At 61.6% G+C, this 22,685-nt stretch carries 19 protein-coding genes; 11 read left to right on the forward strand and 8 right to left on the reverse strand.

Annotation, left to right across the window (positions count from 1 at the left end; genetic code table 11):
• Nucleotides 1–2 precede the first annotated feature (2 nt).
• Complete coding sequence (gene ilvN, locus ACJ8QF_RS18715; RefSeq protein WP_033641839.1) at nt 3–296, forward strand: acetolactate synthase small subunit; 294 nt, start codon at nt 3–5, stop codon at nt 294–296.
• Between the two features lie 27 nt (nt 297–323).
• Here the strand turns inward: ilvN and ACJ8QF_RS18720 are convergent, their stop codons facing one another.
• Nucleotides 324–1,094, reverse strand: coding sequence for a DedA family protein (locus tag ACJ8QF_RS18720; protein ID WP_044029706.1), 771 nt, complete (start codon nt 1,092–1,094; stop codon nt 324–326).
• A gap of 214 nt (nt 1,095–1,308) precedes the next feature.
• Between ACJ8QF_RS18720 and ACJ8QF_RS18725 the strand changes: the two genes are divergently transcribed.
• From ACJ8QF_RS18725 to rluA, 3 genes are all read left to right on the forward strand, one after another.
• Nucleotides 1,309–3,675 (forward strand): DNA polymerase II, encoded by a 2,367-nt coding sequence (locus ACJ8QF_RS18725; protein ID WP_442537753.1) that lies wholly within the window; start codon nt 1,309–1,311, stop codon nt 3,673–3,675.
• Nucleotides 3,676–3,922: 247 nt separating this feature from the next.
• Nucleotides 3,923–6,829 (forward strand): RNA polymerase-associated protein RapA, encoded by a 2,907-nt coding sequence (gene rapA, locus ACJ8QF_RS18730; RefSeq protein ID WP_015376629.1) that lies wholly within the window; start codon nt 3,923–3,925, stop codon nt 6,827–6,829.
• A gap of 57 nt (nt 6,830–6,886) precedes the next feature.
• Nucleotides 6,887–7,537, forward strand: coding sequence for a bifunctional tRNA pseudouridine(32) synthase/23S rRNA pseudouridine(746) synthase RluA (gene rluA / locus ACJ8QF_RS18735; protein WP_004932866.1), 651 nt, complete (start codon nt 6,887–6,889; stop codon nt 7,535–7,537).
• Nucleotides 7,538–7,582: 45 nt separating this feature from the next.
• On the opposite strand, the gene djlA is transcribed toward rluA, so the two are convergent.
• Nucleotides 7,583–8,404, reverse strand: a complete 822-nt coding sequence (gene djlA, locus ACJ8QF_RS18740; protein ID WP_015376627.1) for a co-chaperone DjlA — start codon at nt 8,402–8,404, stop codon at nt 7,583–7,585.
• A 228-nt stretch (nt 8,405–8,632) separates the two neighbouring features.
• Between djlA and lptD the strand changes: the two genes are divergently transcribed.
• The 6 genes from lptD (at nt 8,633) to apaH (ending at nt 15,403) form a co-directional block, all read left to right on the forward strand.
• Nucleotides 8,633–11,002 carry an LPS assembly protein LptD gene (gene lptD / locus ACJ8QF_RS18745; RefSeq protein ID WP_154870133.1) on the forward strand — a complete coding sequence of 790 codons (2,370 nt, stop codon included), beginning with the start codon at nt 8,633–8,635 and terminating at the stop codon, nt 11,000–11,002.
• Between the two features lie 65 nt (nt 11,003–11,067).
• Nucleotides 11,068–12,369: a peptidylprolyl isomerase SurA gene (gene surA, locus ACJ8QF_RS18750; RefSeq protein WP_004932876.1), complete on the forward strand. Its 1,302-nt coding sequence runs from the start codon at nt 11,068–11,070 to the stop codon at nt 12,367–12,369.
• The gene (gene pdxA / locus ACJ8QF_RS18755; protein WP_277496152.1) at nt 12,356–13,348 is read left to right on the forward strand and encodes a 4-hydroxythreonine-4-phosphate dehydrogenase PdxA; all 993 of its coding nucleotides are present in this window, start codon (nt 12,356–12,358) and stop codon (nt 13,346–13,348) included. Before surA ends, pdxA begins: the two co-directional genes overlap by 14 nt.
• The gene (rsmA, locus tag ACJ8QF_RS18760; RefSeq protein ID WP_004932881.1) at nt 13,341–14,159 is read left to right on the forward strand and encodes a 16S rRNA (adenine(1518)-N(6)/adenine(1519)-N(6))-dimethyltransferase RsmA; all 819 of its coding nucleotides are present in this window, start codon (nt 13,341–13,343) and stop codon (nt 14,157–14,159) included. The genes pdxA and rsmA overlap by 8 nt, the downstream gene beginning before the upstream one ends.
• Nucleotides 14,160–14,171: 12 nt before the next feature.
• Nucleotides 14,172–14,549, forward strand: coding sequence for a Co2+/Mg2+ efflux protein ApaG (gene apaG / locus ACJ8QF_RS18765; protein ID WP_015376624.1), 378 nt, complete (start codon nt 14,172–14,174; stop codon nt 14,547–14,549).
• A gap of 2 nt (nt 14,550–14,551) precedes the next feature.
• A complete protein-coding gene (apaH, locus tag ACJ8QF_RS18770) occupies nt 14,552–15,403 on the forward strand; it encodes a bis(5'-nucleosyl)-tetraphosphatase (symmetrical) ApaH (protein WP_015376623.1) in 852 nt (283 codons plus the stop codon).
• A gap of 48 nt (nt 15,404–15,451) precedes the next feature.
• Here apaH and ACJ8QF_RS18775 read toward each other — a convergent pair whose 3' ends face one another.
• The 4 genes from ACJ8QF_RS18775 to ACJ8QF_RS18790 form a co-directional block, all read right to left on the reverse strand.
• Nucleotides 15,452–17,341 carry a PhoX family protein gene (locus tag ACJ8QF_RS18775; protein WP_442537754.1) on the reverse strand — a complete coding sequence of 630 codons (1,890 nt, stop codon included), beginning with the start codon at nt 17,339–17,341 and terminating at the stop codon, nt 15,452–15,454.
• A 180-nt stretch (nt 17,342–17,521) separates the two neighbouring features.
• The gene (folA, locus tag ACJ8QF_RS18780; protein ID WP_016929122.1) at nt 17,522–18,004 is read right to left on the reverse strand and encodes a type 3 dihydrofolate reductase; all 483 of its coding nucleotides are present in this window, start codon (nt 18,002–18,004) and stop codon (nt 17,522–17,524) included.
• A gap of 143 nt (nt 18,005–18,147) precedes the next feature.
• Nucleotides 18,148–18,612 carry a threonine/serine exporter gene (locus ACJ8QF_RS18785; RefSeq protein ID WP_015376621.1) on the reverse strand — a complete coding sequence of 155 codons (465 nt, stop codon included), beginning with the start codon at nt 18,610–18,612 and terminating at the stop codon, nt 18,148–18,150.
• A complete protein-coding gene (locus ACJ8QF_RS18790; protein ID WP_015376620.1) occupies nt 18,609–19,409 on the reverse strand; it encodes a threonine/serine ThrE exporter family protein in 801 nt (266 codons plus the stop codon). Before ACJ8QF_RS18790 ends, ACJ8QF_RS18785 begins: the two co-directional genes overlap by 4 nt.
• A gap of 128 nt (nt 19,410–19,537) precedes the next feature.
• Between ACJ8QF_RS18790 and ACJ8QF_RS18795 the strand changes: the two genes are divergently transcribed.
• Entirely contained in the window at nt 19,538–20,152 is a 615-nt protein-coding gene (locus ACJ8QF_RS18795) for a LysE family translocator (RefSeq protein ID WP_015376619.1), read from the forward strand.
• A 35-nt stretch (nt 20,153–20,187) separates the two neighbouring features.
• Here ACJ8QF_RS18795 and kefC read toward each other — a convergent pair whose 3' ends face one another.
• Together kefC and kefF are read right to left on the reverse strand one after the other, a co-directional pair.
• Complete coding sequence (gene kefC, locus ACJ8QF_RS18800) at nt 20,188–22,041, reverse strand: glutathione-regulated potassium-efflux system protein KefC (RefSeq protein ID WP_021505358.1); 1,854 nt, start codon at nt 22,039–22,041, stop codon at nt 20,188–20,190.
• Nucleotides 22,034–22,591 carry a glutathione-regulated potassium-efflux system oxidoreductase KefF gene (gene kefF / locus ACJ8QF_RS18805; protein WP_004932911.1) on the reverse strand — a complete coding sequence of 186 codons (558 nt, stop codon included), beginning with the start codon at nt 22,589–22,591 and terminating at the stop codon, nt 22,034–22,036. The genes kefC and kefF overlap by 8 nt, the downstream gene beginning before the upstream one ends.
• Nucleotides 22,592–22,685: the final 94 nt, after the last annotated feature.

A 22,685-nucleotide genomic window follows, 5' to 3' on the forward strand; every position in this document is an offset into this window, starting at 1 on the left:
CCATGCTGCAACCACAAGATAAACCCCAGGTGATCCTGGAGCTGGCCGTGCGTAACCATCCCGGCGTGATGTCGCACGTTTGCGGGCTGTTCGCCCGCCGCGCGTTCAACGTCGAAGGCATTTTGTGCCTGCCATTGAAAGACGGCCAACAGAGCCGCATTTGGCTATTGGTCGCCGACGATCAGCGGCTGGAACAAATGATAAGCCAGGTGGAAAAGCTGGAAGACGTGCTGCGGGTGAAGCGCCACAGCGAAGACGTGCGGGTATTTGAACAGCTGGAAGCGTTCTTCCAGTAAGGCGAACGGGGGCTAATGCCCCCGCAATCATTGCCCGGACAGCACCTTCCACAGCAGGTGGCGATACACCGGCATCAGCGGCTGCTGGCTCAGCGCATAACCGGCCGCCAGTGCCGCCAGCCAACTCAATCCGCACACCACGCGCAGCCGCAGCGGTGTCAGCCAACGGCTCAGCCGATCGGCGCTGCGCTTACCCTCACGCCACCAGCGCCAGCTCAACCATACCGCCAGCCAGACAAGCAACGCCGCCGCGAGCAGCAGCCACTTGAACATCGCGCTGTCGGCGCCGGCGGGAATATCGATCGCCACGCCCGCCAGAATGCCGGGGAAGAAATAAACCGGCGGCCAGGTCAGGCAACCGATGATGTTCGGCAGCGCGAACTTGTACGGCGGCAGATCGAGCATCCCGGCCACCATCGGCACCAGCGGGCGCGTCGGGCCGACGAAACGGCCGATCAGAATGGTCGCCATGCTGTGCTGGTGCAAGGCGTGCTCGGTTTTGTCTAGCAGCGCCTTGTTTTTCTTCAGGAAAGACCAACGGTGTAATGGCCCCTTGAACGCGCGGCCGACGAAATAGGAGATCCAGTCACCGAGCAGGCAACCGACGATGCCCGCCGCCCAGGCGTAGTAAAAGTCCACCTTGCCGCTGCCGATCAGCGCGCCGATGCTGGCCATCATCACCGTGCCGGGCAGCAACAGCCCCACCAGCGCCAGCGACTCCAGAAAAGCGACCAGCAGAACGACCATCAGGGTGAAAGCCAGTGACTGGGTGATCAAATCTTGTAAATAGGCTTCCATTACACCTCTGTGGATTATTCGGGCCAAACGGGCGGAGGATTTTCCAGTGCCGCCGCAGACGAGTCAATCGATCAATTGTATGCGTATTTGGCAACGCCGCGCGGCAATGGACAATCACTGTATAAAAACCCATACTATAATTTATCTATATTAGCGCCAAAACCGACATCTCGCTGAATGTCGCGCCCGCCGCCCGGCGGAAGACGAAGGGGTTATGACAGCACTGCAACAGGGTTTCCTGCTCACTCGCCACTGGCGCGACACGCCCGCCGGCACCGAGGTCGAATTCTGGCTGGCGACCGACGCCGGCCCGCGTCAGCTGCGCCTGCCGCCGCAAACCTCGGTGGCGTTTATCCCCGCCGAACAAAGGCAGCGCGCGGAACTGCTGCTGCGGGAAGAGCGGCAAGTCGAACTGAAACCGCTGGCGCTGACGGATTTTCATCACCGGCCGATGCTGGGGCTGTACTGCCGCCAGCACCGTCAGCTCATCAAGCTGGAAAAACTGCTGCGGGAAGGCGGCGTTGCGGTCTACGAGGCCGACATTCGCCCACCCGAGCGCTACCTGATGGAACGCTTCATCACCGCGCCGGTATGGTTCAACGGCCAGGGCGACGGCAATGGGCCGTTGCTCAGCTGCCAAATGAAGCCGGCGCCAGAGTACCGCCCAACGCTAAAACTGGTGTCGCTGGATATCGAAACCACCGCCCACGGCGAGCTTTACTCCATCGCGCTGGAAGGCTGCGGCCAGCGGCAGGTCTATATGCTGGGGCCGGCCAACGGCGGCGATGCGCCGCTGGATTTCGATCTGGAGTACTGCGCCAGCCGCCCTCAGCTGCTGGAGCGATTGAACGCCTGGCTGGAGCGGCACGATCCCGATGCCATCATCGGCTGGAACCTGGTGCAGTTCGATCTGCGGGTGCTGCAGAAGCACGCCGAGCGCTACCAAATCCCGCTGCGGCTGGGGCGCGGCGGCAACCTGCTGGAGTGGCGCGAGCACGGCTTCAAGCAGAATCACTTTTTCGCCGCCGCCGCCGGCCGCCTGATCATCGATGGCATCGAGGCGCTGAAATCCGCCACCTGGAACTTTCCCTCCTTCAGCCTGGAATACGTTTCGCAGGAACTGCTGGGCGAAGGCAAGGCGATCGACAATCCTTATCAACGCATGGCGGAGATCGACCGGCGCTTCGCCGAAGACAAGCCGGCGCTGGCTCGCTACAACCTGAAGGACTGTGAGCTGGTGACGCGCATCTTCGCCAAGGCCGACCTGCTCAACTTCCTGCTGGAGCGCGCTACCGTCACCGGGCTGGCGGCCGACCGCAGCGGCGGATCGGTGGCGGCCTTCAGCCACCTCTATATGCCGCGCATGCATCGCCTGGGCTTTGTTGCCCCCAACCTCGGCGAACAGCCGGAAGAGCACAGCCCCGGCGGCTTCGTGATGGACTCCCGGCCCGGCCTGTACGATTCGGTGTTGGTGCTGGACTATAAAAGCCTGTATCCGTCGATCATCCGCACCTTCCTGATCGATCCGGTCGGGCTGGTGGAAGGCATGCGCCACCCAAGCGACGCCGACTCGGTGCCCGGCTTTCGCAACGCCCGCTTCTCGCGCAGTAAACACTGCCTGCCGGCGATCGTCGAACAGATCTGGCAGGGGCGCGAGGCCGCCAAACGCCAGCACAATAAGCCGCTGTCGCAGGCGCTGAAGATCATCATGAACGCGCTGTACGGCGTGCTGGGATCGAGCGGCTGCCGCTTCTTCGATCCGCGGCTGGCGTCGTCGATCACCCTGCGCGGCCACGAGATCATGCGCCAAACCCGCGAGCTGATCGAAGCCGAAGGCTATCAGGTGATTTACGGCGACACCGACTCCACCTTCGTGTGGCTGAAACAGCCGCATGACGAGCAACAGGCGGCGCAGATCGGCCGGGCACTGGTGCAGCGGGTCAACGCCTGGTGGCAGCAGCATCTGCAGCAGCAGTTCGGGCTGGAGAACGCGCTGGAGCTGGAGTTCGAAACCCACTATTCCCGCTTCCTGATGCCGACCATTCGCGGCGCCGAGCAGGGCAGCAAGAAACGCTACGCCGGCCTGATCGCGCGCGCCGACGGCCAGGAAGAGATGGTGTACAAAGGGCTGGAAACGGTGCGCACCGACTGGACGCCGCTGGCGCAGCAGTTCCAGCAGCAGCTCTATCAGCGCATCTTCAAACAACAGCCCTACCAGGACTATGTGCGCGACTACGTCGGCAAAACCCTGAACGGCGACTTCGACGATCAATTGGTGTACCGCAAGCGGCTGCGCAGAAAGCTCGACGACTATCAGCGCAACGTGCCGCCGCATGCCCGCGCCGCGCGCATCGCCGACGACTACAACCGCCAACAGGGGCGGCCGCTGCAGTATCAGAACGGCGGCTGGATCAGCTACGTGATGACCGTGGCCGGGCCGGAACCGCTGGAAACCCGCCATTCGCCCATCGACTATCAGCATTACCTCGAACGCCAGCTGCAACCGGTGGCAGACGCTATACTCCCTTTCTTGCACGACGATTTCACCACGCTGGTCACCGGGCAAATGGGGCTGTTTTGAGATTGCGCCAGGTTAAGAAAAATCATCGGGTTTTGCAGGTGACGAACGCGCCGCCTTCCATTACCATAGCGCCCTTCCCAAAACTGAACCACGCTTAGCCCTGCCGTCTCGCGACGTCTGCATGGCGTGAACGGCTATTGCCCGCCAAATTTAAAACAAACCGGGATTAGCAGACGTTCAGTACAGGTGCCGCGGCCCTTCCCGCCCGGTAACAAGACTTACTTACAAAGAATCGAGCCGACAATATATGCCTTTTACTCTTGGTCAACGCTGGATCAGCGACACGGAAAGCGAATTAGGATTGGGAACCGTCGTGGCGCTGGACGCGCGCATGATTACCCTGCTTTTCCCCGCCACCGGTGAAAACCGCCTCTATGCCAGAAACGATTCGCCGATCACCCGCGTGATGTTCAACCCGGGCGATACCGTCAGCAGCCACGAGGGGTGGCAGCTGCAGGTGGAAGAGGTGAAAGAGGAAAACGGTCTGTTGACCTATATCGGCACCCGCCTGGACACTCAGGAAAGCGGCGTGGCGATGCGCGAGGTGCTGCTGGACAGTAAGCTGACCTTCAGCAAACCACAGGATCGCCTGTTCGCCGGCCAAATCGACCGCATGGACCGTTTCGCGCTGCGTTTTCGCGCCCGCAAATACCAGAGCGAGCAGTATCGCCTGCCGTTCGCCGGCCTGCGCGGCATGCGCGCCAGCCTGATCCCGCACCAGCTGCACATCGCTCATGAAGTCGGCCAGCGCCATGCGCCGCGCGTTCTGCTGGCGGACGAAGTCGGCCTCGGCAAAACCATCGAAGCCGGCATGATCATCCACCAGCAGCTGCTGGCGGGGCGCGCCGAGCGCGTGCTGATTGTGGTGCCGGAAACGCTGCAGCACCAGTGGCTGGTGGAGATGATGCGCCGCTTCAACCTCTACTTCTCGCTGTTCGACGACAGCCGCTACGCCGAAGCCAAGCTCGACAGCAGCAACCCGTTTGAGACCGAACAGCTGGTGATCTGCTCGCTGGACTTCGTGCGCCGCAACAAGCAGCGCCTGGAAGAGCTGGCGGACGCCCAGTGGGATCTGCTGGTGGTCGATGAAGCGCACCACCTGGCCTGGAGCGAAGAGGCGCCGAGCCGCGAATATCAGGTGATCGAACAGCTGGCCGAGCATATCCCCGGCGTGCTGCTGCTGACCGCCACCCCGGAACAGCTCGGTCAACAGAGCCACTTTGCGCGCCTGCGCCTGCTCGACCCGAACCGTTTCCACGACTACGGCGAGTTCGTCGCCGAGCAGCAGAAATACCGTCCGGTGGCCGACGCCGTCACCCTGCTGCTGAGCGGTGAACGCCTGGCCGACGACAAGCTTAACCTGCTGGGCGAGCTGATCGACGAGCAGGACATCGAGCCGCTGCTCAAGGCCGCCAACAGCGAAGGCGACAACGCCGAGCAGGCGCGTCAGGAGCTGGTTTCGATGCTGATGGATCGCCACGGCACCAGCCGTGTGCTGTTCCGCAACACCCGTAACGGCGTGAAGGGCTTCCCGCACCGCAACCTGCACCAGATCAAGCTGCCATTGCCAACCCAATATCAGACCGCGATCAAAGTCTCCGGCATCATGGGCGCCAAAAAATCCGTCGAAGCCCGTGCGCGCGACATGCTGTACCCGGAGCAGATCTATCAGGAATTCGAAGGCGAAAACGCCACCTGGTGGAACTTCGATCCGCGCGTCGAGTGGCTGCTGGATTACCTGCTGGCCAACCGCAACGAAAAAGTGCTGGTGATCTGCGCCAAAGCCGACACCGCGCTGCAGCTGGAGCAGGTGCTGCGCGAGCGTGAAGCGATCCGCGCCGCGGTGTTCCACGAAGGGCTGTCGATCATCGAGCGCGACCGCGCCGCCGCCTACTTCGCTTCCGAAGAGGAAGGCGCACAGGTGCTGCTGTGTTCCGAGATCGGCTCCGAAGGCCGCAACTTCCAGTTCGCCAGCCAGCTGGTGATGTTCGATCTGCCGTTCAACCCGGATCTGCTGGAGCAGCGTATCGGCCGTCTGGACCGTATCGGCCAGATGCACGATATCCAAATCATGGTGCCTTACCTGGAGCACACCGCGCAGGCGGTGCTGGGCCGCTGGTTCCACGAAGGGCTGGATGCCTTCGAACACACCTGCCCAACCGGCCGCACCATCTACGACAGCTGCTACGAGCAGTTGATCGGCTATCTGGCCGCGCCGACCGAGCAGGAGGGCCTGGACGAATTCATCCACGCCTGCCGCCAGCAGCATGACCAGTTGAAAGCGCAGCTGGAACAGGGCCGCGATCGCCTGCTGGAGATGCACTCCAACGGCGGCGACAAAGCCCAGGCGCTGGCCGCCGCCATCGCCGAGCAGGATAACGACGTCAACCTGGTGGGCTTCGCGCTCAACCTGTTCGACATCGTCGGCATCAATCAGGAAGATCGCAGCGACAACCTGATCGTGCTCACGCCGTCCGACCATATGCTGGTGCCGGACTTCCCAGGCCTGCCGCAGGACGGCTGCACCGTCACCTTCGATCGCGATCGGGCGCTGTCGCGCGAAGACGCGCAGTTCGTCAGTTGGGAACACCCGATCATCCGCAACGGCCTGGATCTGATCCTGTCCGGCGATACCGGCAGCTGCGCGGTGTCCCTGTTGAAAAACAAAGCGTTGCCGGTCGGCACCCTGCTGGTTGAGCTGGTATACGTGGTGGAAGCCCAGGCGCCGAAGCACCTGCAGCTGACCCGCTTCCTGCCGCCGACGCCGATCCGCATGCTGATGGATCGCAAGGGCACCAACCTGGCGGCGCAGGTCGAGTTCGAAAGCTTCAACCGCCAGTTGAACGCGGTCAACCGCCACACCTCCAGCAAGCTGGTCAATGCCGTGCAGCAAGACGTGCACGCCATGCTGCAGCAGGCGGAAAGCCTGGTGGAAGCGCAGGCGCGCACGCTTATCGAACAGGCGAAGCAAGAGGCGGACGACAAGCTGAGCGCCGAGCTGGCGCGTCTGGAAGCGCTGAAGGCGGTCAACCCGAACATCCGCGACGACGAAGTCGAAGCGCTGGAGTTCAACCGCCGTCAGGTGCTGGCCAACCTCAATGAAGCCGGCTGGCGCCTGGACGCCATTCGTCTGGTGGTGGTCACCCACCAGTAACCGGCGCGACATGGGGAGGCAACCGTCTCCCCGTTCGGCCCTTTTCGCGGAGCCAAGATGGAACCCTACAATCCCCCGCAGGACCCGCTGCACATCCTGTATCAGGATGAACACATCATGGTGGTCAACAAGCCCAGCGGCTTGCTGTCGGTGCCCGGCCGCGCGCCGGAAAACAAAGACAGCCTGATGACCCGCATTCAGGCCGATCATCCGGCCGCCGAATCGGTGCACCGGCTGGACATGGCCACCAGCGGGGTGATCGTGGTGGCGCTCAACAAGGCCGCCGAGCGTGAGCTGAAGCGTCAATTCCGCGAACGCGAGCCGAAGAAATCCTATATCGCCCGCGTTTGGGGGCATATGGAACATGACGAAGGACTGGTGGATTTGCCGCTGATCTGCGATTGGCCGAACCGGCCGCTGCAAAAGGTGTGTTTTGACACCGGCAAAGCGGCGCAAACCGAGTATCTGGTGCTGTCGCGAGACGCCGATGGCAGCACGCGCGTAAAGCTGACGCCGATCACCGGCCGCTCGCATCAGCTGCGGGTGCACATGCTGGCGCTGGGGCACCCGATCCTCGGCGACGGTTTCTACGCCCCGCCGGAGGCTAAGGCGATGGCGCCACGGCTACAGCTGCATGCGCAAGAGCTGCGCATCACCCACCCCGCCTTCCAGACGCCGATGCACTTTCGCGCCGAGCCGGATTTCTGAACCACATATTAAACGGGCCCGGCATACCGGGCCCGCTTTCATCGCTTATTTAAAACCTTTCTCGCGTTTGATCAGGTCGTACGCCGCCTGAATCTCCTGCGCTTTCTGCTTGGCCATTTCCATCATCTGCGGCGGCAAGCCTTTCGCCACCAGCTTATCCGGATGGTGTTCGCTCATCAGCTTGCGGTAAGCGCGTTTGATGGTGGCGGCATCGTCGCTGCTGCGCACGCCGAGCACCTTGCACGCATCGTCGAGCGTCGGGCCCCGCTGAGCCTGCTGATAGCCGCCCTGCGAATACCCGCCCTGCTGACCGCCGCCGAACTGACGCCCGCCCTCCATCATGCTGAGGAACTGATCGAACTGCGCGCGCGAAATGCCCAGCTCTTCGGCGATGACATACAGCACCTGACGTTCGTTCGGGTGCAGCGAGCCGTCGGCAAACGCCGCCTGAATCTGAATTTCCAGAAACATCCGAATCAGATCGAAGCGGCCGAAACAGATGCTGCGGAACTGCTGCAGCGTCTCACGCAGCGGGAACTGGCTCTGTTTGCCCTCGCGGAACGCCTGCTGCGCCGCGGTGCGCGCTTCGCCGTGCAGCTGCAGGCGATCCATAAACAGGCTGGCGATCTGGATATCCGCCTCGGTGACGCGCCCTTTGGATTTGGTCAGGTGGCCCATCACCTGAAAAGTGGTGCGGAAAAACAGCGTTTGCCGCGTTTGCTGGTCGGTGAAAAACCCCCGGCTGCGCTTGTTGCTGCGCGCCGTATCGATCATATGACCGATAATCAGCCCCAGAACTACACCCCAGAATCCCGCGCCAGACCAGATGGCGACGATGACGCCGAGCAGTTTTCCCCAATACTGCATATACTCCTCAATTATCATGCCGAAAGCCGCCCGCTCTCCTTCGCTTCAGGAAAGGGCGCAGGCGATTTTTCCTAGAATTTGGATTATCATACCTGTCATTTATCTTTGCGCCTAACGACGACGCAAGTAAACGGCTGGATTTAGCACTAGCGCAACGCAGATGAGTAATATAGTCTCTGACCGTTTGCCGGACACGACGCCTCTGATGACGGAACACCAAAACCGCGTATGAAAAAAAGTTTCCCAACACTGCTGGCCACGATGATTTGGACGGCACTCTACAGTCAGCATGCGCTGGCTGATCTGGCCGAGCAATGCATGCTTGGCGTTCCCGTTTACGACAAGCCTTTGGTCAGCGGCGATCCGAACAGCCAGCCGGTGACCATCAATGCCGATGACTCGCGCGCCGACTACCCGAAAAGCGCCCTGTTCAGCGGCAACGTGCATATCGAGCAAGGCAACAGCACCCTGACCGCCAAAGAAGTCGAGCTGAACCAGACGCAAAACCCTGGCCAGACAGAACCGGTGCGCACCGTCACCGCCACCGGCGACGTGCACTACAGCGACAATCAGATCAAACTGAAAGGCCCTAAGGCCTGGTCGAACCTGAATACCAAAGATACCGACGTCTATGAAGGCGACTACCAGATGGTCGGCCGCCAGGGGCGCGGCGACGCCGACAAGATGAAAATGCGCGGCGCCAACCGTTATACCATTCTGGAAAACGGCACCTTTACCTCCTGTCTGCCGGGCGACGACAGCTGGAGCGTGGTCGGTTCCGAAGTGATCCACGATCGCGAAGAGCAGGTGGCGGAAGTGTGGAACGCCCGCTTCCGCATCGGCGGCGTGCCGGTGTTCTACAGCCCATACCTGCAATTGCCGGTCGGCGACAAGCGCCGTTCCGGCTTCCTGATCCCGAACGCCAAGTACGGCAGCAACAACGGCTTCGAATTCATGTTGCCGTACTACTGGAACATCGCGCCGAACTACGATGCCACCATCACGCCACACTATATGTCCAAACGCGGCCTGCAGTGGCAGACCGAGTTCCGCTATCTGGTGCAGCCGGGCCTCGGCCTGATGGAGTTCGACTGGCTGCCGGACGACAAGGAATACGGTAAAGATAATGACGACAGCAAACGCTGGCTGTTCTACTGGAACCACAACGGCGTTATGGATCAGGTGTGGCGTTTCAACGTCGACTACACCAAGGTCAGCGATTACAAATACTTCACCGATCTGGACTCCAAGTACGGCTCCACCACCGACGGCTACGCCACGCAGAAATTCAGCCTCGGCTACGCCAACGAGAACTGGAACGCCACGCTGAGCTCCAAACAGTTCCAGATTTTCGACAATACCGATCGTACCTGGTCGCAGACCTACAAAGTACAGCCGCAGCTGGATCTGAACTACTACAAGAACGACCTCGGCCCGTTCGATTTCCATATTTACGGCCAGGCGGCCAAGTTCACCAGCGTCAACCCGTACAGCCCGGACGCCACCCGTCTGCACATGGAGCCGACGCTGAGTCTGCCGCTCACCAACGGCTGGGCCAGCCTGAACACCGAAGCCAAAGTGATGGCGACCCACTACCAGCAGGATATTCCTGACGGTTTCGCCGCTAACTACGCCATGCGTAATCAAGTAAGCGCAGCCGACGCACCGAAGCTCGACGACTCGGTCAACCGCGTATTGCCACAGTTCAAGGTAGACGGCAAGCTGGTGTTCGAGAGGCCGATGATCTGGGCCGAAGGCGCCACCCAGACGCTGGAGCCGCGCGTGCAGTACCTGTACGTGCCGTACCGCGACCAGAGCAACATCTACACCTACGACAGCACGCTGTTGCAGACCGACTACTCCGGCCTGTTCCGCGACCGCACCTACAGCGGCCTGGATCGCATCGCTTCGCAGAACCGCGTCTCTACCGGTTTGACTACGCGCATTTATGATGACGCGCTGGTGGAACGTTTTAACGCTTCCGTGGGTCAAATCTACTACTTCAGCCGTTCGCGTACCGGTGACCAGATGACCGGTTACGACAACAACGACGACACCGGCAGCGTGGCCTGGGCCGGCGATACCTATTGGAAAATCGACGATCGTTGGGGCCTGCGCGGTGGCCTGCAGTATGACACCCGCCTGAACAGCGTCTCGCTGGGCAACGGCGTGGTGGAATACCGCCAGGATGCCGAGCGCGTGGTGCAGCTGAACTACCGTTACGCCACGCCGGAATACATCCAGACGGCGTTGAACACCAAAACGGTTCCGGCCTTCCAGGACGGCATCTCGCAGGTGGGCATCACCGGCAGTTGGCCGATCGCCGATCGTTGGGCGGTCGTCGGGGCGTACTACTACGACACCCGCGCCAAACAATCCGCCGATCAACTGGTGGGGCTGAAGTACAACACCTGCTGCTGGGCGGTGACCCTGGGCTATGAGCGCAAGATCACCGACTGGAACAACAGCAACAATACCAGCGTTTACGACAACAGAGTTTCGTTCAACGTCGAACTGCGCGGCCTGAGCAGCGATCATAGTCTCGGCTCCGCAGAAATGCTGCGCTCCGGCATTCTGCCGTATCAGCGCGCATTCTGACGCTTTGCAACACTTTGAAAACGAGAACTTTCACCCGCATTTGCGGATTACATAATGGGAAATGTATGAAGAACTGGAGAACGCTTATTCTCGGATTGGTGGTTTGCGCCAATGCCGCGTTCGCAGCACCCCAAGAAGTGGATAAAGTCGCCGCCGTCGTGGATAACGGCGTGGTACTCGAAAGCGACGTCAACGGTCTGTTGCAGTCAGTCAAGCTCAACGCCCAGCAGGCCGGCCAACAGTTGCCGGACGACAAGACGCTGCGCCATCAGATCATCGAACGGCTGATCATGGATAACATCCAGCTGCAGATGGCCAAGAAAATGGGCATTACCGTGTCCGACGCCGAGCTGGACAAAGCGATCGCCAACATCGCCGCGCAGAACCGCATGAACGTCGATCAGCTGCGCAGCCGCCTGTCGTACGAAGGGTTGAACTACAACACCTACCGTTCGCAGATCCGCAAAGAGATGCTGATTTCCGAAGTGCGTAACAACGAAGTGCGCCGCCGCGTCACCATCCTGCCGCAGGAAGTGGACGCGCTGGCCAAACAGGTGGGCGCGCAGAACGGCAGCGACACCGAAATGAACATCAGCCACATTCTGATCCCGCTGCCGGAAAACCCGTCGCAGCAGCAGGTCGACAAAGCCGAAGAGCTGGCCAAACGCCTGGTGGGTGAGATCAACAGCGGCGCCGACTTCGGCAAGCTGGCGATCACTTACTCCGCCGACTCTCAGGCGCTGAAAGGCGGCAACATGGGCTGGGGCAAGCTGCAAGAGATCCCGACCCTGTTCGCTGAACGTCTGGTGAGCGCCAAGAAAGGCGACGTCGTCGGCCCAATCCGTTCCGGCGTCGGCTTCCACATCCTGAAAGTGAACGACATCCGCGGCGCCAGCCAGTCGGTGTCGGTCACCGAAGTGCACGCCCGTCACATCCTGCTGAAGCCTTCGGTGGTGCTGACTGACGATCAGGCGCGCGCCAAGCTGCAATCCGTTGCGGAAGCCATCAAGAGCGGCCGCGCCAAATTCGCCGACGAAGCCAAACAGCTGTCGCAGGATCCGGGTTCCGCCATGCAGGGCGGCGATCTGGGCTGGGCCTCCCCGGACATCTACGATCCGGCCTTCCGCGATGCGTTGCTGAAGCTGAGCAAAGGTGAAATCAGCGCGCCGGTCCACTCTTCCTTCGGTTGGCACCTGATTCAGCTGCTGGATACCCGTCAGGTGGATAAAACCGACGCCGCGCAGAAAGATCGCGCTTACCGCATGCTGTTCAACCGTAAGTTCGCCGAAGAGGCGCAGACCTGGATGCAGGAACAGCGCGCCCAGGCTTACGTGAAGATCCTCGATGGCAGCGATGCACAGCAATAAACGCGTCGTCATTACCCCCGGCGAACCCGCCGGGGTGGGGCCGGATTTGGTAGCCGCCCTGGCGCAACAGGATTGGCCTGTTGAGCTGGTGGTGTGCGCCGATCCGGCCCTGCTGCTTGAACGCGCCAGGCGTTTGGGCCTGCCGCTGACGCTGCGCGACTACCAACCGCAGCAACCGGCCGAGGCGCAACGCGCCGGCACGCTGACCGTGCTGCCGGTGTCGCTCGCTCAGCCGGTCACCGCCGGTGAACTGAACGTCGGCAACAGCGCCTACGTGGTGGAAACCCTGGCGCGCGCCTGCGACGGCTGCCTGAACGGCGAATTTGCCGCTCTGATCACCGGTCCGGTGAACAAAGGCGTGATCAACGACGCCGGCGTGCCGTTTATCGGCCATACCGAATTCTTTGCCGATCGCAGCCGCTGCGATCGCGTGGTGATGATGCTCGCGACCGAAGAGCTGCGCGTGGCGCTGGCGACCACCCACCTGCCGCTGCTGGCGGTGCCGGGCGCCATCACGCAGCAGAGCCTGTTCGAAGTCATTCGCATTCTCGACCACGATCTGAAAACCAAATTTGGCATCGCTCAGCCGCACATTTACGTCTGCGGTCTGAATCCCCACGCCGGGGAAGGCGGCCATATGGGGCGCGAAGAGATAGACACCATCATCCCGGCGCTCGACGCGCTGCGCGCTGACGGTATCCATCTGATCGGCCCGCTGCCGGCGGACACCCTGTTCCAGCCCAAATATCTGCAAGATGCCGATGCGGTGCTGGCGATGTATCACGATCAGGGGTTGCCGGTGCTAAAATACCAAGGGTTCGGCCGCGCGGTGAATATCACCCTCGGTTTGCCTTTCATACGCACCTCGGTCGACCACGGTACCGCTCTGGAACTGGCCGGCACCGGCACCGCCGATGTCGGCAGTTTCCAAACGGCCCTGAATCTCGCCATTAAAATGATAATTAATTGTAATGAATAACAGAGTCCACCAAGGGCACTTTGCCCGCAAACGCTTTGGACAAAACTTTTTAACCGATCAGTTTGTCATCGATAGCATTGTCTCCGCCATTCACCCGCAGCCGGGCGAAGCGGTGGTCGAGATCGGCCCCGGCCTCGGCGCCTTGACCGAGCCGGTTGGCGCACGCATGGACCGCATGACGGTGATCGAACTGGACCGCGATCTGGCCACCCGGTTGGAGAACCACCCGCGGCTGAAAGACAAGCTGACCATCCGCCAGCAGGACGCCATGACGGTGAATTTCGCTGAACTGGCCGAGGAAGCTGGCCAACCGCTGCGCGTATTTGGTAACCTGCCGTACAATATTTCGACGCCGCTGATGTTCCACCTTTTCAGCTATACTCAGGCAATCCGCGACATGCACTTTATGTTGCAAAAAGAGGTGGTCAACCGTCTGGTGGCCGGCCCGAACAGCAAGGCCTACGGGCGTTTGACCGTGATGGCGCAGTACTACTGCAACGTCATTCCGGTGCTGGAAGTGCCGCCGACCGCGTTCGCGCCGCCGCCGAAGGTCGATTCCGCCGTGGTGCGCCTGGTCCCGCACACCGAGCTGCCGAATCCGGTGGGCGACGTGCGCATGCTGAGCCGCATCACCACGCAGGCGTTCAACCAGCGGCGGAAAACCATCCGCAACAGCCTGGGCGACCTGTTCACGCCGGAGCAGCTGACGGAGCTGGGCGTCGATCCTTCGCTCAGAGCAGAGAATATTTCTGTGGCGCAGTACTGCAAGCTGGCGAACTGGCTGTCAGCCAATCCGGCGCCGCAGCAATAAGGAGTTGTTGTCATGATTGATTCGCCCCGCGTGTGTATTCAGGTTCAGAGCATCTATGTGGAATCACAGTCGATCCCTGAAGAAGAGCGTTACGTCTTCGCCTATACCATCACCATCCGCAATCTGGGGCGGACCAACGTGCAACTGCTGGGCCGTTACTGGCTGATCACCAACAGCAACGGCCGCCAAACCGAAGTCCAGGGCGAAGGCGTGATCGGCGAACAGCCCGTCATTCCGCCCGGCGGAGAGTTTCAGTACACCAGCGGCGCCATTCTGGAAACGCCGCTGGGCACCATGGAAGGCCATTACGAAATGGTTGACCATCAGGGTCAGCCGTTCCGCACCGCTATTCCCGTTTTTCGCTTAGCCATTCCAACGCTGATCCATTAATTATGTCGACATACCTTATCGGCGACGTTCACGGCTGTTTTGATGAACTGAAGTCGCTGCTGGCTCAGGTTGCGTTCGATCCCGAGCGCGATCAACTGTGGCTGACCGGCGATCTGGTGGCGCGCGGCCCCGCCTCGCTGGACGTGCTGCGCTACGTGCGCTCGCTCGGTCCGGCGGTGCGCATGGTGCTGGGCAACCACGATCTGCACCTGCTGGCGGTCTACGCCGGCATCAGCCGCAACAAACCCAAAGATCGCATCACCCCGCTGCTGGAAGCGCCGGACGCCGACGAGTTGATCAACTGGCTGCGCCGCCAACCGGTGCTGCAGGTGGATGATGAGCAAAAGCTGGTGATGGCGCACGCCGGCATCACCCCGCAGTGGGATATCGACACCGCGAAAATGTGCGCGCGCGAAGTGGAAGCGGTATTGAGCAGCGACAGCTATCCGCTGTTCCTCGACGCCATGTACGGCGACATGCCGAACAACTGGGCGCCGGAGCTGAGCGGCCTGGCGCGCCTGCGTTTCAGCACCAATGCGTTCACGCGCATGCGCTACTGCTTCCCCAACGGCCAGCTCGACATGATCTGCAAAGATGCGCCGGGCAGCGCGCCGGCGCCGCTGAAGCCGTGGTTCGAACTGCCGCGCCTGGTGGATCCGGAATACACCATCATCTTCGGCCACTGGGCCTCGCTCGAAGGCAAGGGCACGCCGGAAGGCGTGATCGGGCTGGATACCGGCTGCTGCTGGGGCGGCGACCTGACGATGCTGCGCTGGGAAGACCGCCGTTACTTCACGCAGCCCGCCAATCGGGGCGAGGCGTCTGACCACGCCGGCAGACTGGCCGCATCCTGAAAATACAAAGGCGGCCCCGTGGCCGCCTTTGTTTTCTATATTATCGCCTTACGCCCCAATCACCCCGCCATCTTCACGCGTGATCATCAATACCGATGAACGCGGGCGCGGGCTGTTGTTCGGGAAGTGCGAATCGCCCTCTTCTCCCGGATGCTGCACGTTGACGAACATCGTCTTGTAGTCCGGGGTGAAAGTGATGCCGGTCAGTTCGCAGGACTTCGGCCCCACCATGAAACGGCGGATCTCGCCGCTGATCGGATCGCCCACCAGCATCTGGTTGTTGCCCTGCCCGACATAATCGCCCTTGTTGCTGTACTTGCCGTCGGTGAGGATCCACAGGCGGCCGGCGCGATCGAAGCCCAGCCCGTCCGGGCTGTTGAAGGTATTTTCCGCCGTGATGTTCGGCGTGCCGCGGTTGACGCCTTCGGGGTGGGCGATCGGGTTGCCGCACAGCGCATAGATGTCCCAGGCGAAGACGTCGGCGGTGGCGTCGCCGCCCTCGTCCCAGCGAATGATTTGGCCATAGATATTGTTAGGCCGCGGGTTGGCGGCGTTCAGCGGCATCCCTTCCTCACCGCGCTTGCTGTTGTTGGTCAGCGTACAGTACGCGCGGCCGTCATGCGGGTTCACCGCGATCCACTCCGGGCGATCCATTTTGGTGGCGCCGACCTGCTGCGCCGCCTTGCGGGCGAAGATCAGCACTTCGGCCTCGTCGCGGAAGCCGTTCTCCGGCGTCAGGCCGTTCTTGCCGAACTCGAGCGCAATCCAGCGCCCTTTTCCCTTCAGCGGCGTGCCGGCTTCATCGCCGTCGAACTGCGCCACGTACAGCGTCCCCTCGTCCAGCAGCGTGCGATTGTTGGCCGGATTGGCGGCGTCGACCACGCCTTTGGAGACGTATTTATAGATATGTTCGCCGCGCTCGTCGTCGCCCATATACACCACCAGACGGCCGTCTTTGGCCACGGTCACCGCCGCGTTTTCATGTTTGAAGCGGCCGAGCGCGGTGTGCTTGATGGGCGTCGAGGCCGGATCCAACGGATCGATCTCGACGATCCAGCCGTGGCGGTTGAATTCGTTAGGGTTCTTCGCCACATCGAAGCGCTCATCATAGTCCGGCCAGTTGCGCTCCGGTTCGCTGGCCTTCAGCGTGTAGCGCTTCTGTTCCGGCGTGGTGCGATAATCGGCCTGACGGGTGCCGAAATAGGTATCGAAGTTTTCCTCGCAGGTCAGATAGGTCCCCCACGGCGTCTTGCCGTTGGCGCAGTTGCCGAAGGTGCCCAGCACCTTGCGGCCGCTCGGATCGGCGGCGGTCTGCAGCAGCGGGTGCCCGGCGGCCGGGCCGCTGAACTGCATTTCGCTGTTGGCGGTGATGCGGCGGTTATAGCGCGACGGGCGTTCCACCTCCCAGCGCTGGCCGTCGCCGACACGCTTGACCGCCACAATGGAGACGCCGTGCGCCGCCTGTGACTTGCGCACCTCTTCCAGGCTGGTGGCTTTGGCGCCGCCGTGGGCGAACAGATACTGTTCGTTGACGTATTCGTTATTGATGGCCATCACGCCGTGATTGTCATCAATAGGGAAGAAGCTCATGCCGTCATTGTTGTCGCCAAACTGTTTTTCCTGATCGGCGGCGCTGTTGTTGCCCTGCGGATCGAAGGCCGGCGCGCCGTCCACCAGCGGCTCGCCCCAGGAGATCAGCACCTCCGCGCGGTAGCCCGGCGCGATGGTCACCTCGTCGGCGGTAGATGCGGCGATGCCCTGAAAGCCCAGCAGCCTGTTCGGCGGCAGATCCTCGGCCAACGCCTCGGCGGAGACCGACCAGATGCCACCGCCGAGAAAGCCGGCCAGGCCGACGGCGCCGGCGCTGCCGAGCAACAGCTTGCGGCGAGTGGGATCGATCAGGCGGTCGGCGTCTAATTGCTCAATTTGCTTGGTCATAACGTGGTTACCTTTTTAGTTATGGCGCCGCGGTCAAGATTCACCAGAGTTGCCGTGGCGCTCGGAGTTGGGCTTCATACTAATCAGGTAATGTGACGGAAAGGTTACGAATGACCGGCGTAAAAAGACCGGGGGCGCAATTGCTTGCGCCCCCGGGGATAACTGGCTAACGCGCTGAGATCAGCGGCGCTGCAGGATTTCGAAACAGTAGCTGTGCGAGTTCAGATTGTCGGCGTCGTGGAATTCGCTGAACGTGGTTTCCCACTCGTCCGGCTCGTAATCCGGGAAGTGGGTATCGCCGCCGACTTCGGCGTCGATGTGCGTCAGGTACAGACGGTCGGCGCGCGGCAGCAACTGGGTATAGATGCGCCCACCGCCGATCACCATCACTTCCTCCACGTCGCCCGCGGCGGCCAGCGCCTCATCCAGCGAGGTTACCCAGGTCACCCCGGCTTCGCTGCCCGGGCGGCTGCTCAAAACGATATTGTGGCGGCCCGGCAGCGGGCGGCCGATGGACTCGAAGGTCTTGCGGCCCATAATAACCGGCTTATTCAACGTGTTGCGTTTAAACCACGCAAGGTCCGCCGGCAGGTGCCACGGCATGGCGTTTTCCATGCCAATAACGCGATCCGCCGCCAAGGCAGCGATCAGGCTGATAATCATTGTTTAACCCTGTGTAGGCAGCAAAATTGGTGACACTATACGTAAAGGCCTGAGTGCCGTCGATAGGCTAATCAAGCAAGATGAATATATAAGATAGCTCTTATCAGCATATCTAATAACCAACGTTCTTCCGCCGGGAAATTTCACACGCCGGGGCGTTTGCGGTACAGCCACAGGCCCGGTAACGACAGGCCGATCGACAAGGCACCGACGATGAAACTGGCCTTGAGGAAGTTGGTGATCATGGTCTCCATCAAGGCCTCGCTGTAGCCCAGATGCGAGATCTCCACCACAGTTATCATCGCGGTATAGGCGGAAATGCCGGGGAACATCGGGATCACCGCCGCCACGGTGAACACCTTCGGGTGCGCCAACAGCCAGCGCGACCAGTAAATGCCGATGATGCCAATCAGGATCGCCGCCAGCAGCGAGGCCCACTCGATGTTCATGCCGGCATGCATCATCAGCATGCGCGAACCGCGCCCGATAGCCCCGAGCAATGCGCAATAGCGCAGCGCACGCAGCGGCACGTTAAACACCATGGCGAAGCCCAGCGCCGGCACCGCCGCCAACAACATCTCCTGCAACAAGGCCCACAGCAGATTCATGACCACCCCCGCAGATCCCACAGCGACATCGCCATCACCACGCCGATACAGGTCGCCAGCGTCAGCAGGCTGGCCATCGCCCAGCGCGCCAGCCCGGTATTCACATGCCCCTTGAACATGTCGGCCACCGCGTTGATCAGCGGGAAGCCCGGCACCAGCAGCAGCACGCTGGCGGCCATCGCCACGCTCGAGGTGTCTTTAAACGCCGGCAGGCGCAGCAGCAATCCGGAGATCGACGTCGCGACAAACGCCGTCAGGCAGAAATTGATCAGCGGATTCATCTGGCGGGCGGTGAGGATCTGGCGCACCAACATCGCCGTGCCGCTGGCGATAAAGGTCACCAGGAAGGCGTCGCCGCCACCGCCGTTGAGCATGCTGAAGCACCCGCAGGACAGCCCCACCATCAATACCACCAGCCAGCGCGGGTAGCGCAGCGGCCGGATCCTTTCAAAGCGGCGCGCCACGTCGTGCGCATCCGCCAGGCGATGCTCGGCGAGGATCACGATATGCTGCACTTCGGTCACCACCTGCATATTGATGCCGCGATCGACGTTCTTGCGGGTGGTGGTCAGACAGGCACCATGGCTAAGAGTGGTCAATACCACCGCATTGGCGGAGATCGAGCTTTCCACGCTGTCCATGCCCAGCGCCAGTCCCAGGCGAGTTGATAACTGTTCCACCACCGTGCTCTCGGCGCCGTGCTGCAACAGCAGCAACGCGCATTGAATGCACAGTCGGGTGATTTCACGCTGTTGCCGGTGCGGTTCCGGCCTGTCTGTGGCGGTAGTCTGCTGCATGGTGCTCCGTCGCGGGCGGTAGATGAATTATTATCATAGAGCCTAACAATACCTCATTGGGTTGATGCGCATCAGAGGAAGCGGCGTTATTATCGCCAGATTGCTGCCTTTTGCGCGAGACGCCTCCCATGCTTGAAACTTCACTGTTCGTCGCCGGCATTGCCGCCCTCGGCATGCTTTCCCCCGGCCCGGATTTTTTCCTGGTGATCAAAAACGCCGCCCGCTACCCGCGGCTGGCCGCCATGATGACCGCCTTCGGCGTGATCTGCGGCGTCGCCACCCACATGTCCTACTGCGTCGCCGGGCTGGCGGTGGTGATCACCACCACGCCGTGGCTGTTCAACCTGCTGAAATACGCCGGGGCGGTCTATCTGGTGTGGATCGGCATCCAGGCGCTGCTGTCGCGCGGCGGCGGCAAAATGAACGTCAGCAATCTGCCGCAGCAGCAGGTCAGCCTGAAGAGCGCCTTTGCGCAAGGCTACCTGTGCAACCTGCTGAATCCGAAAGCCACCCTGTTCTTCCTGGCGGTCTTCACCCAGGTGCTGCAGATCGATTCCGGTCTGGGTGACAAGCTGTGGTACGCGGGGATTATTCTCGGCCTGTCGGTCATCTGGTGGCCGCTGCTGGTGTTTTTGATCCAGAGCGGGCCGGTGCGCCGCGGGCTGGAAAAGACGCAGAAGATCGTCGACAAATTGCTGGGCGGCATGTTGATCGCCTTAGGCATCAAGGTGGCGCTGAGCTAAGCAAAAAAAGGGGCGCCATCACGGCGCCCCTCCCCTTATCCTTTGGCTTCCACCACTTCATCCTCCGGCGCCTTGCCGTCGATACTGCCGCGCCAGCCGGTCTGCTGCACCCGCGCCAGCCGATTCTGATCCTGCTCGATGGCCGCGCTGAGCATCTCCTTGGCCCGCTGCAGGCTGGCGATACGGAACTCGGTATCCTGGTAATTATCCAGCGTATCTTCCAGCATCTTCAGGTTATAGCGACGGAACGTGTCCGCTTTCTCGCGCGCCTCATAGGCGTCCAGCCCCAGCAACTCCAGCGTTTCACGGCCGACGCGCAGCGAGCTTTCGAAGGTTTCGCGCTCCGGTTTTTCCACCCCCAGCTGCCGCAACTGATACCAGTGATCGACGTCGCGCGCCCGCGCCACCACTTTCAGATGCGGGAAGTGCTGCCTGGCCAGCTCGGTTAACGCCAGGCTGTCCTCCACGTCGTCGATGGCGTTGATCAGCACCTTGGCGTGAGCGGCGCCGGCGGCCTCCAGCAGATCGGCGCGCGTGGCGTCGCCGTAGAACACCTTGGTATCGAATTTGCGCAGCGTTTCGATATGGTCCGGATCGTGATCAAGTACCACGGTGTGCACGCCGTTGGCCAACAGTAAACGACCGGCGATCTGGCCGAAACGGCCGAAGCCGGCGATGATCACGCTGGCGTTCTCGTCATCAATGACGTCAGCCGGGCGATCCTCTTTCGGCGCATTTTTCTCCAGCTGCGCGGCGATCACCAACAGCAGCGGGGTGGCCGCCATCGACAGCGCCACCGCCAGTGTCAGCGACTTGGCCCATTCAACCGGCAAGACGCCGGCCAGCTGTGCGGCGCTGAAAATCACGAAGGCGAACTCACTGCCCTGCCCCAGCAGAATGGCGAACAGGCCGCGCTGGCGCTTCGGCACGCCGAGCAGCGGCCCAATCAGCCACAGCAACGCCGCCTTGATCAGCATAAAGCCCAGCAGCAGCGAGGCGATCAGCAACGGATGATGGAACAGCGTGCCGAAGTCGATCGACATGCCGACGCCGATGAAGAACAGCCCCAGCAGCAGTCCCTTGAACGGCTGAATATCGCTCTCCAGCGCGTGGCGGTATTCCGAGCTCGCCAACAACACCCCGGCGAGGAACGCCCCCATCGCCATCGACAGCCCGGCCATCTCCAGCAGGATGCCGAAGCCGAACACCAGGAACAGCGCCACGGCGCTGAACACTTCGCGCATGCCCGAACGGGCGACGAAGTGCAGCAGCGGACGGGTGACGTAGCGGCCGAGCAACACCACCATCGTCAACGCGCCCACCACCTTGGCCGCCGACAGCATGAAAGCGCCCAGCGTGGTGGTGGCGCCGCTGCTGGCCAGCAGCGGGATCATCGCCACCAGCGGGATCGCCGCGATATCCTGGAACAGCAGCACCGCAAACGCGCTGCGGCCGATCGGCGACGGCGTCAGATTGCGTTCGCTCATCGCCTGCATGGCAATGGCGGTGGATGAGAGCGCCAGCGTCAGGCCAATCAGCAACGCCACCTTCCAGTTAAGGCCAAGGAAGTAACAGAAGGCGCTCAGCGCCAGGCCGCAGCCCACCATCTGAATGCTGCCGCCGCCGAACACCGAGGCACGCAGCGTCCACAGCCGTTTAGGATCCAGCTCCAGGCCGATGATAAACAGCATCAGCACCACGCCGATCTCGGCGAAGGTCAGGATCGATTCGGCGTCCGACACCAGCTTCAGCCCCCAGGGGCCAATGATACAGCCGGCGATCAGGTAACCGAGCACCGAGCCCAGTCCCAGGCGCACCGCGATCGGTACAAACAGCGCCGCGGAGCCGAGGTAGATCAGCCCTTCGATCATCATGTGGTGATTATCCATGGCTGGCCTCCCGGGTTTCCGCTTCGGCATGTTCCATCAGGTAGTCGACCAGCCGCTGGCGGTAGGCTTCGCCGGCGGCGAGCAGCGCCGGCTCGTTGCAGGTAAAGGTATTGTGCACGGCGAAATAAGGCAGCCAGGTCATGCCGCAATAGATCGCCGTGGCCTGCAGCGGCTGCGCCAGCGCGGCGAAGTTGGGGAAGTCGCCCAGCTCGAAGTGGTGCTCGTCACCGCCGCTGGTCACCGCCCACAGGCAATCTTTACCCACCAGCGCATTGCCGTCGTGGCCGTAGGCCCAGCCGTGCTCCAGCACTTTGTCGATCCACAGCTTCAACAACGGCGGGAAGCTGTACCACTGCATCGGATGTTGCAGCACCACCAGGTCGGCGCGCTCCACCGCCCGCTGCTCGGCGTTGATGTCGATATTGAAATCGGGGTACAGCTCATACAGCGAGCGCACCTCCACCTCGGGGAGATCCTTCACCGCCTGCAGCAGGCGGTGATTGGCATGCGAATGCCGGGGATACGGGTGAGCATAAATTATCAGAATCATTGTTATCGTCGTTCCTTCGTTCCTTGCCAATACACCAAGCATATACCAATCACACAGAGTGACAGTTTGCCCACTGATTGATAGCGGAAATTTT

The organism is Serratia sp. CY81684, from assembly GCF_052166595.1.
GTDB lineage: Bacteria > Pseudomonadota > Gammaproteobacteria > Enterobacterales > Enterobacteriaceae > Serratia > Serratia nematodiphila.

Coding starts and splice junctions, on each gene's coding strand:
- apaG (WP_015376624.1), top strand. CDS start 14,172: ATGATTGATTCGCCCCGCGTGTGTATTCAGGTTCAGAGCATCTATGTG.
- kefF (WP_004932911.1), bottom strand. CDS start 22,591: ATGATTCTGATAATTTATGCTCACCCGTATCCCCGGCATTCGCATGCC.
- djlA (WP_015376627.1), bottom strand. CDS start 8,404: ATGCAGTATTGGGGAAAACTGCTCGGCGTCATCGTCGCCATCTGGTCT.
- pdxA (WP_277496152.1), top strand. CDS start 12,356: ATGCACAGCAATAAACGCGTCGTCATTACCCCCGGCGAACCCGCCGGG.
- rluA (WP_004932866.1), top strand. CDS start 6,887: ATGGAACCCTACAATCCCCCGCAGGACCCGCTGCACATCCTGTATCAG.
- lptD (WP_154870133.1), top strand. CDS start 8,633: ATGAAAAAAAGTTTCCCAACACTGCTGGCCACGATGATTTGGACGGCA.
- surA (WP_004932876.1), top strand. CDS start 11,068: ATGAAGAACTGGAGAACGCTTATTCTCGGATTGGTGGTTTGCGCCAAT.
- ilvN (WP_033641839.1), top strand. CDS start 3: ATGCTGCAACCACAAGATAAACCCCAGGTGATCCTGGAGCTGGCCGTG.
- rapA (WP_015376629.1), top strand. CDS start 3,923: ATGCCTTTTACTCTTGGTCAACGCTGGATCAGCGACACGGAAAGCGAA.
- rsmA (WP_004932881.1), top strand. CDS start 13,341: ATGAATAACAGAGTCCACCAAGGGCACTTTGCCCGCAAACGCTTTGGA.
- folA (WP_016929122.1), bottom strand. CDS start 18,004: ATGATTATCAGCCTGATCGCTGCCTTGGCGGCGGATCGCGTTATTGGC.
- ACJ8QF_RS18785 (WP_015376621.1), bottom strand. CDS start 18,612: ATGAATCTGCTGTGGGCCTTGTTGCAGGAGATGTTGTTGGCGGCGGTG.
- ACJ8QF_RS18720 (WP_044029706.1), bottom strand. CDS start 1,094: ATGGAAGCCTATTTACAAGATTTGATCACCCAGTCACTGGCTTTCACC.
- apaH (WP_015376623.1), top strand. CDS start 14,552: ATGTCGACATACCTTATCGGCGACGTTCACGGCTGTTTTGATGAACTG.
- ACJ8QF_RS18790 (WP_015376620.1), bottom strand. CDS start 19,409: ATGCAGCAGACTACCGCCACAGACAGGCCGGAACCGCACCGGCAACAG.
- kefC (WP_021505358.1), bottom strand. CDS start 22,041: ATGGATAATCACCACATGATGATCGAAGGGCTGATCTACCTCGGCTCC.
- ACJ8QF_RS18795 (WP_015376619.1), top strand. CDS start 19,538: ATGCTTGAAACTTCACTGTTCGTCGCCGGCATTGCCGCCCTCGGCATG.
- ACJ8QF_RS18725 (WP_442537753.1), top strand. CDS start 1,309: ATGACAGCACTGCAACAGGGTTTCCTGCTCACTCGCCACTGGCGCGAC.
- ACJ8QF_RS18775 (WP_442537754.1), bottom strand. CDS start 17,341: ATGACCAAGCAAATTGAGCAATTAGACGCCGACCGCCTGATCGATCCC.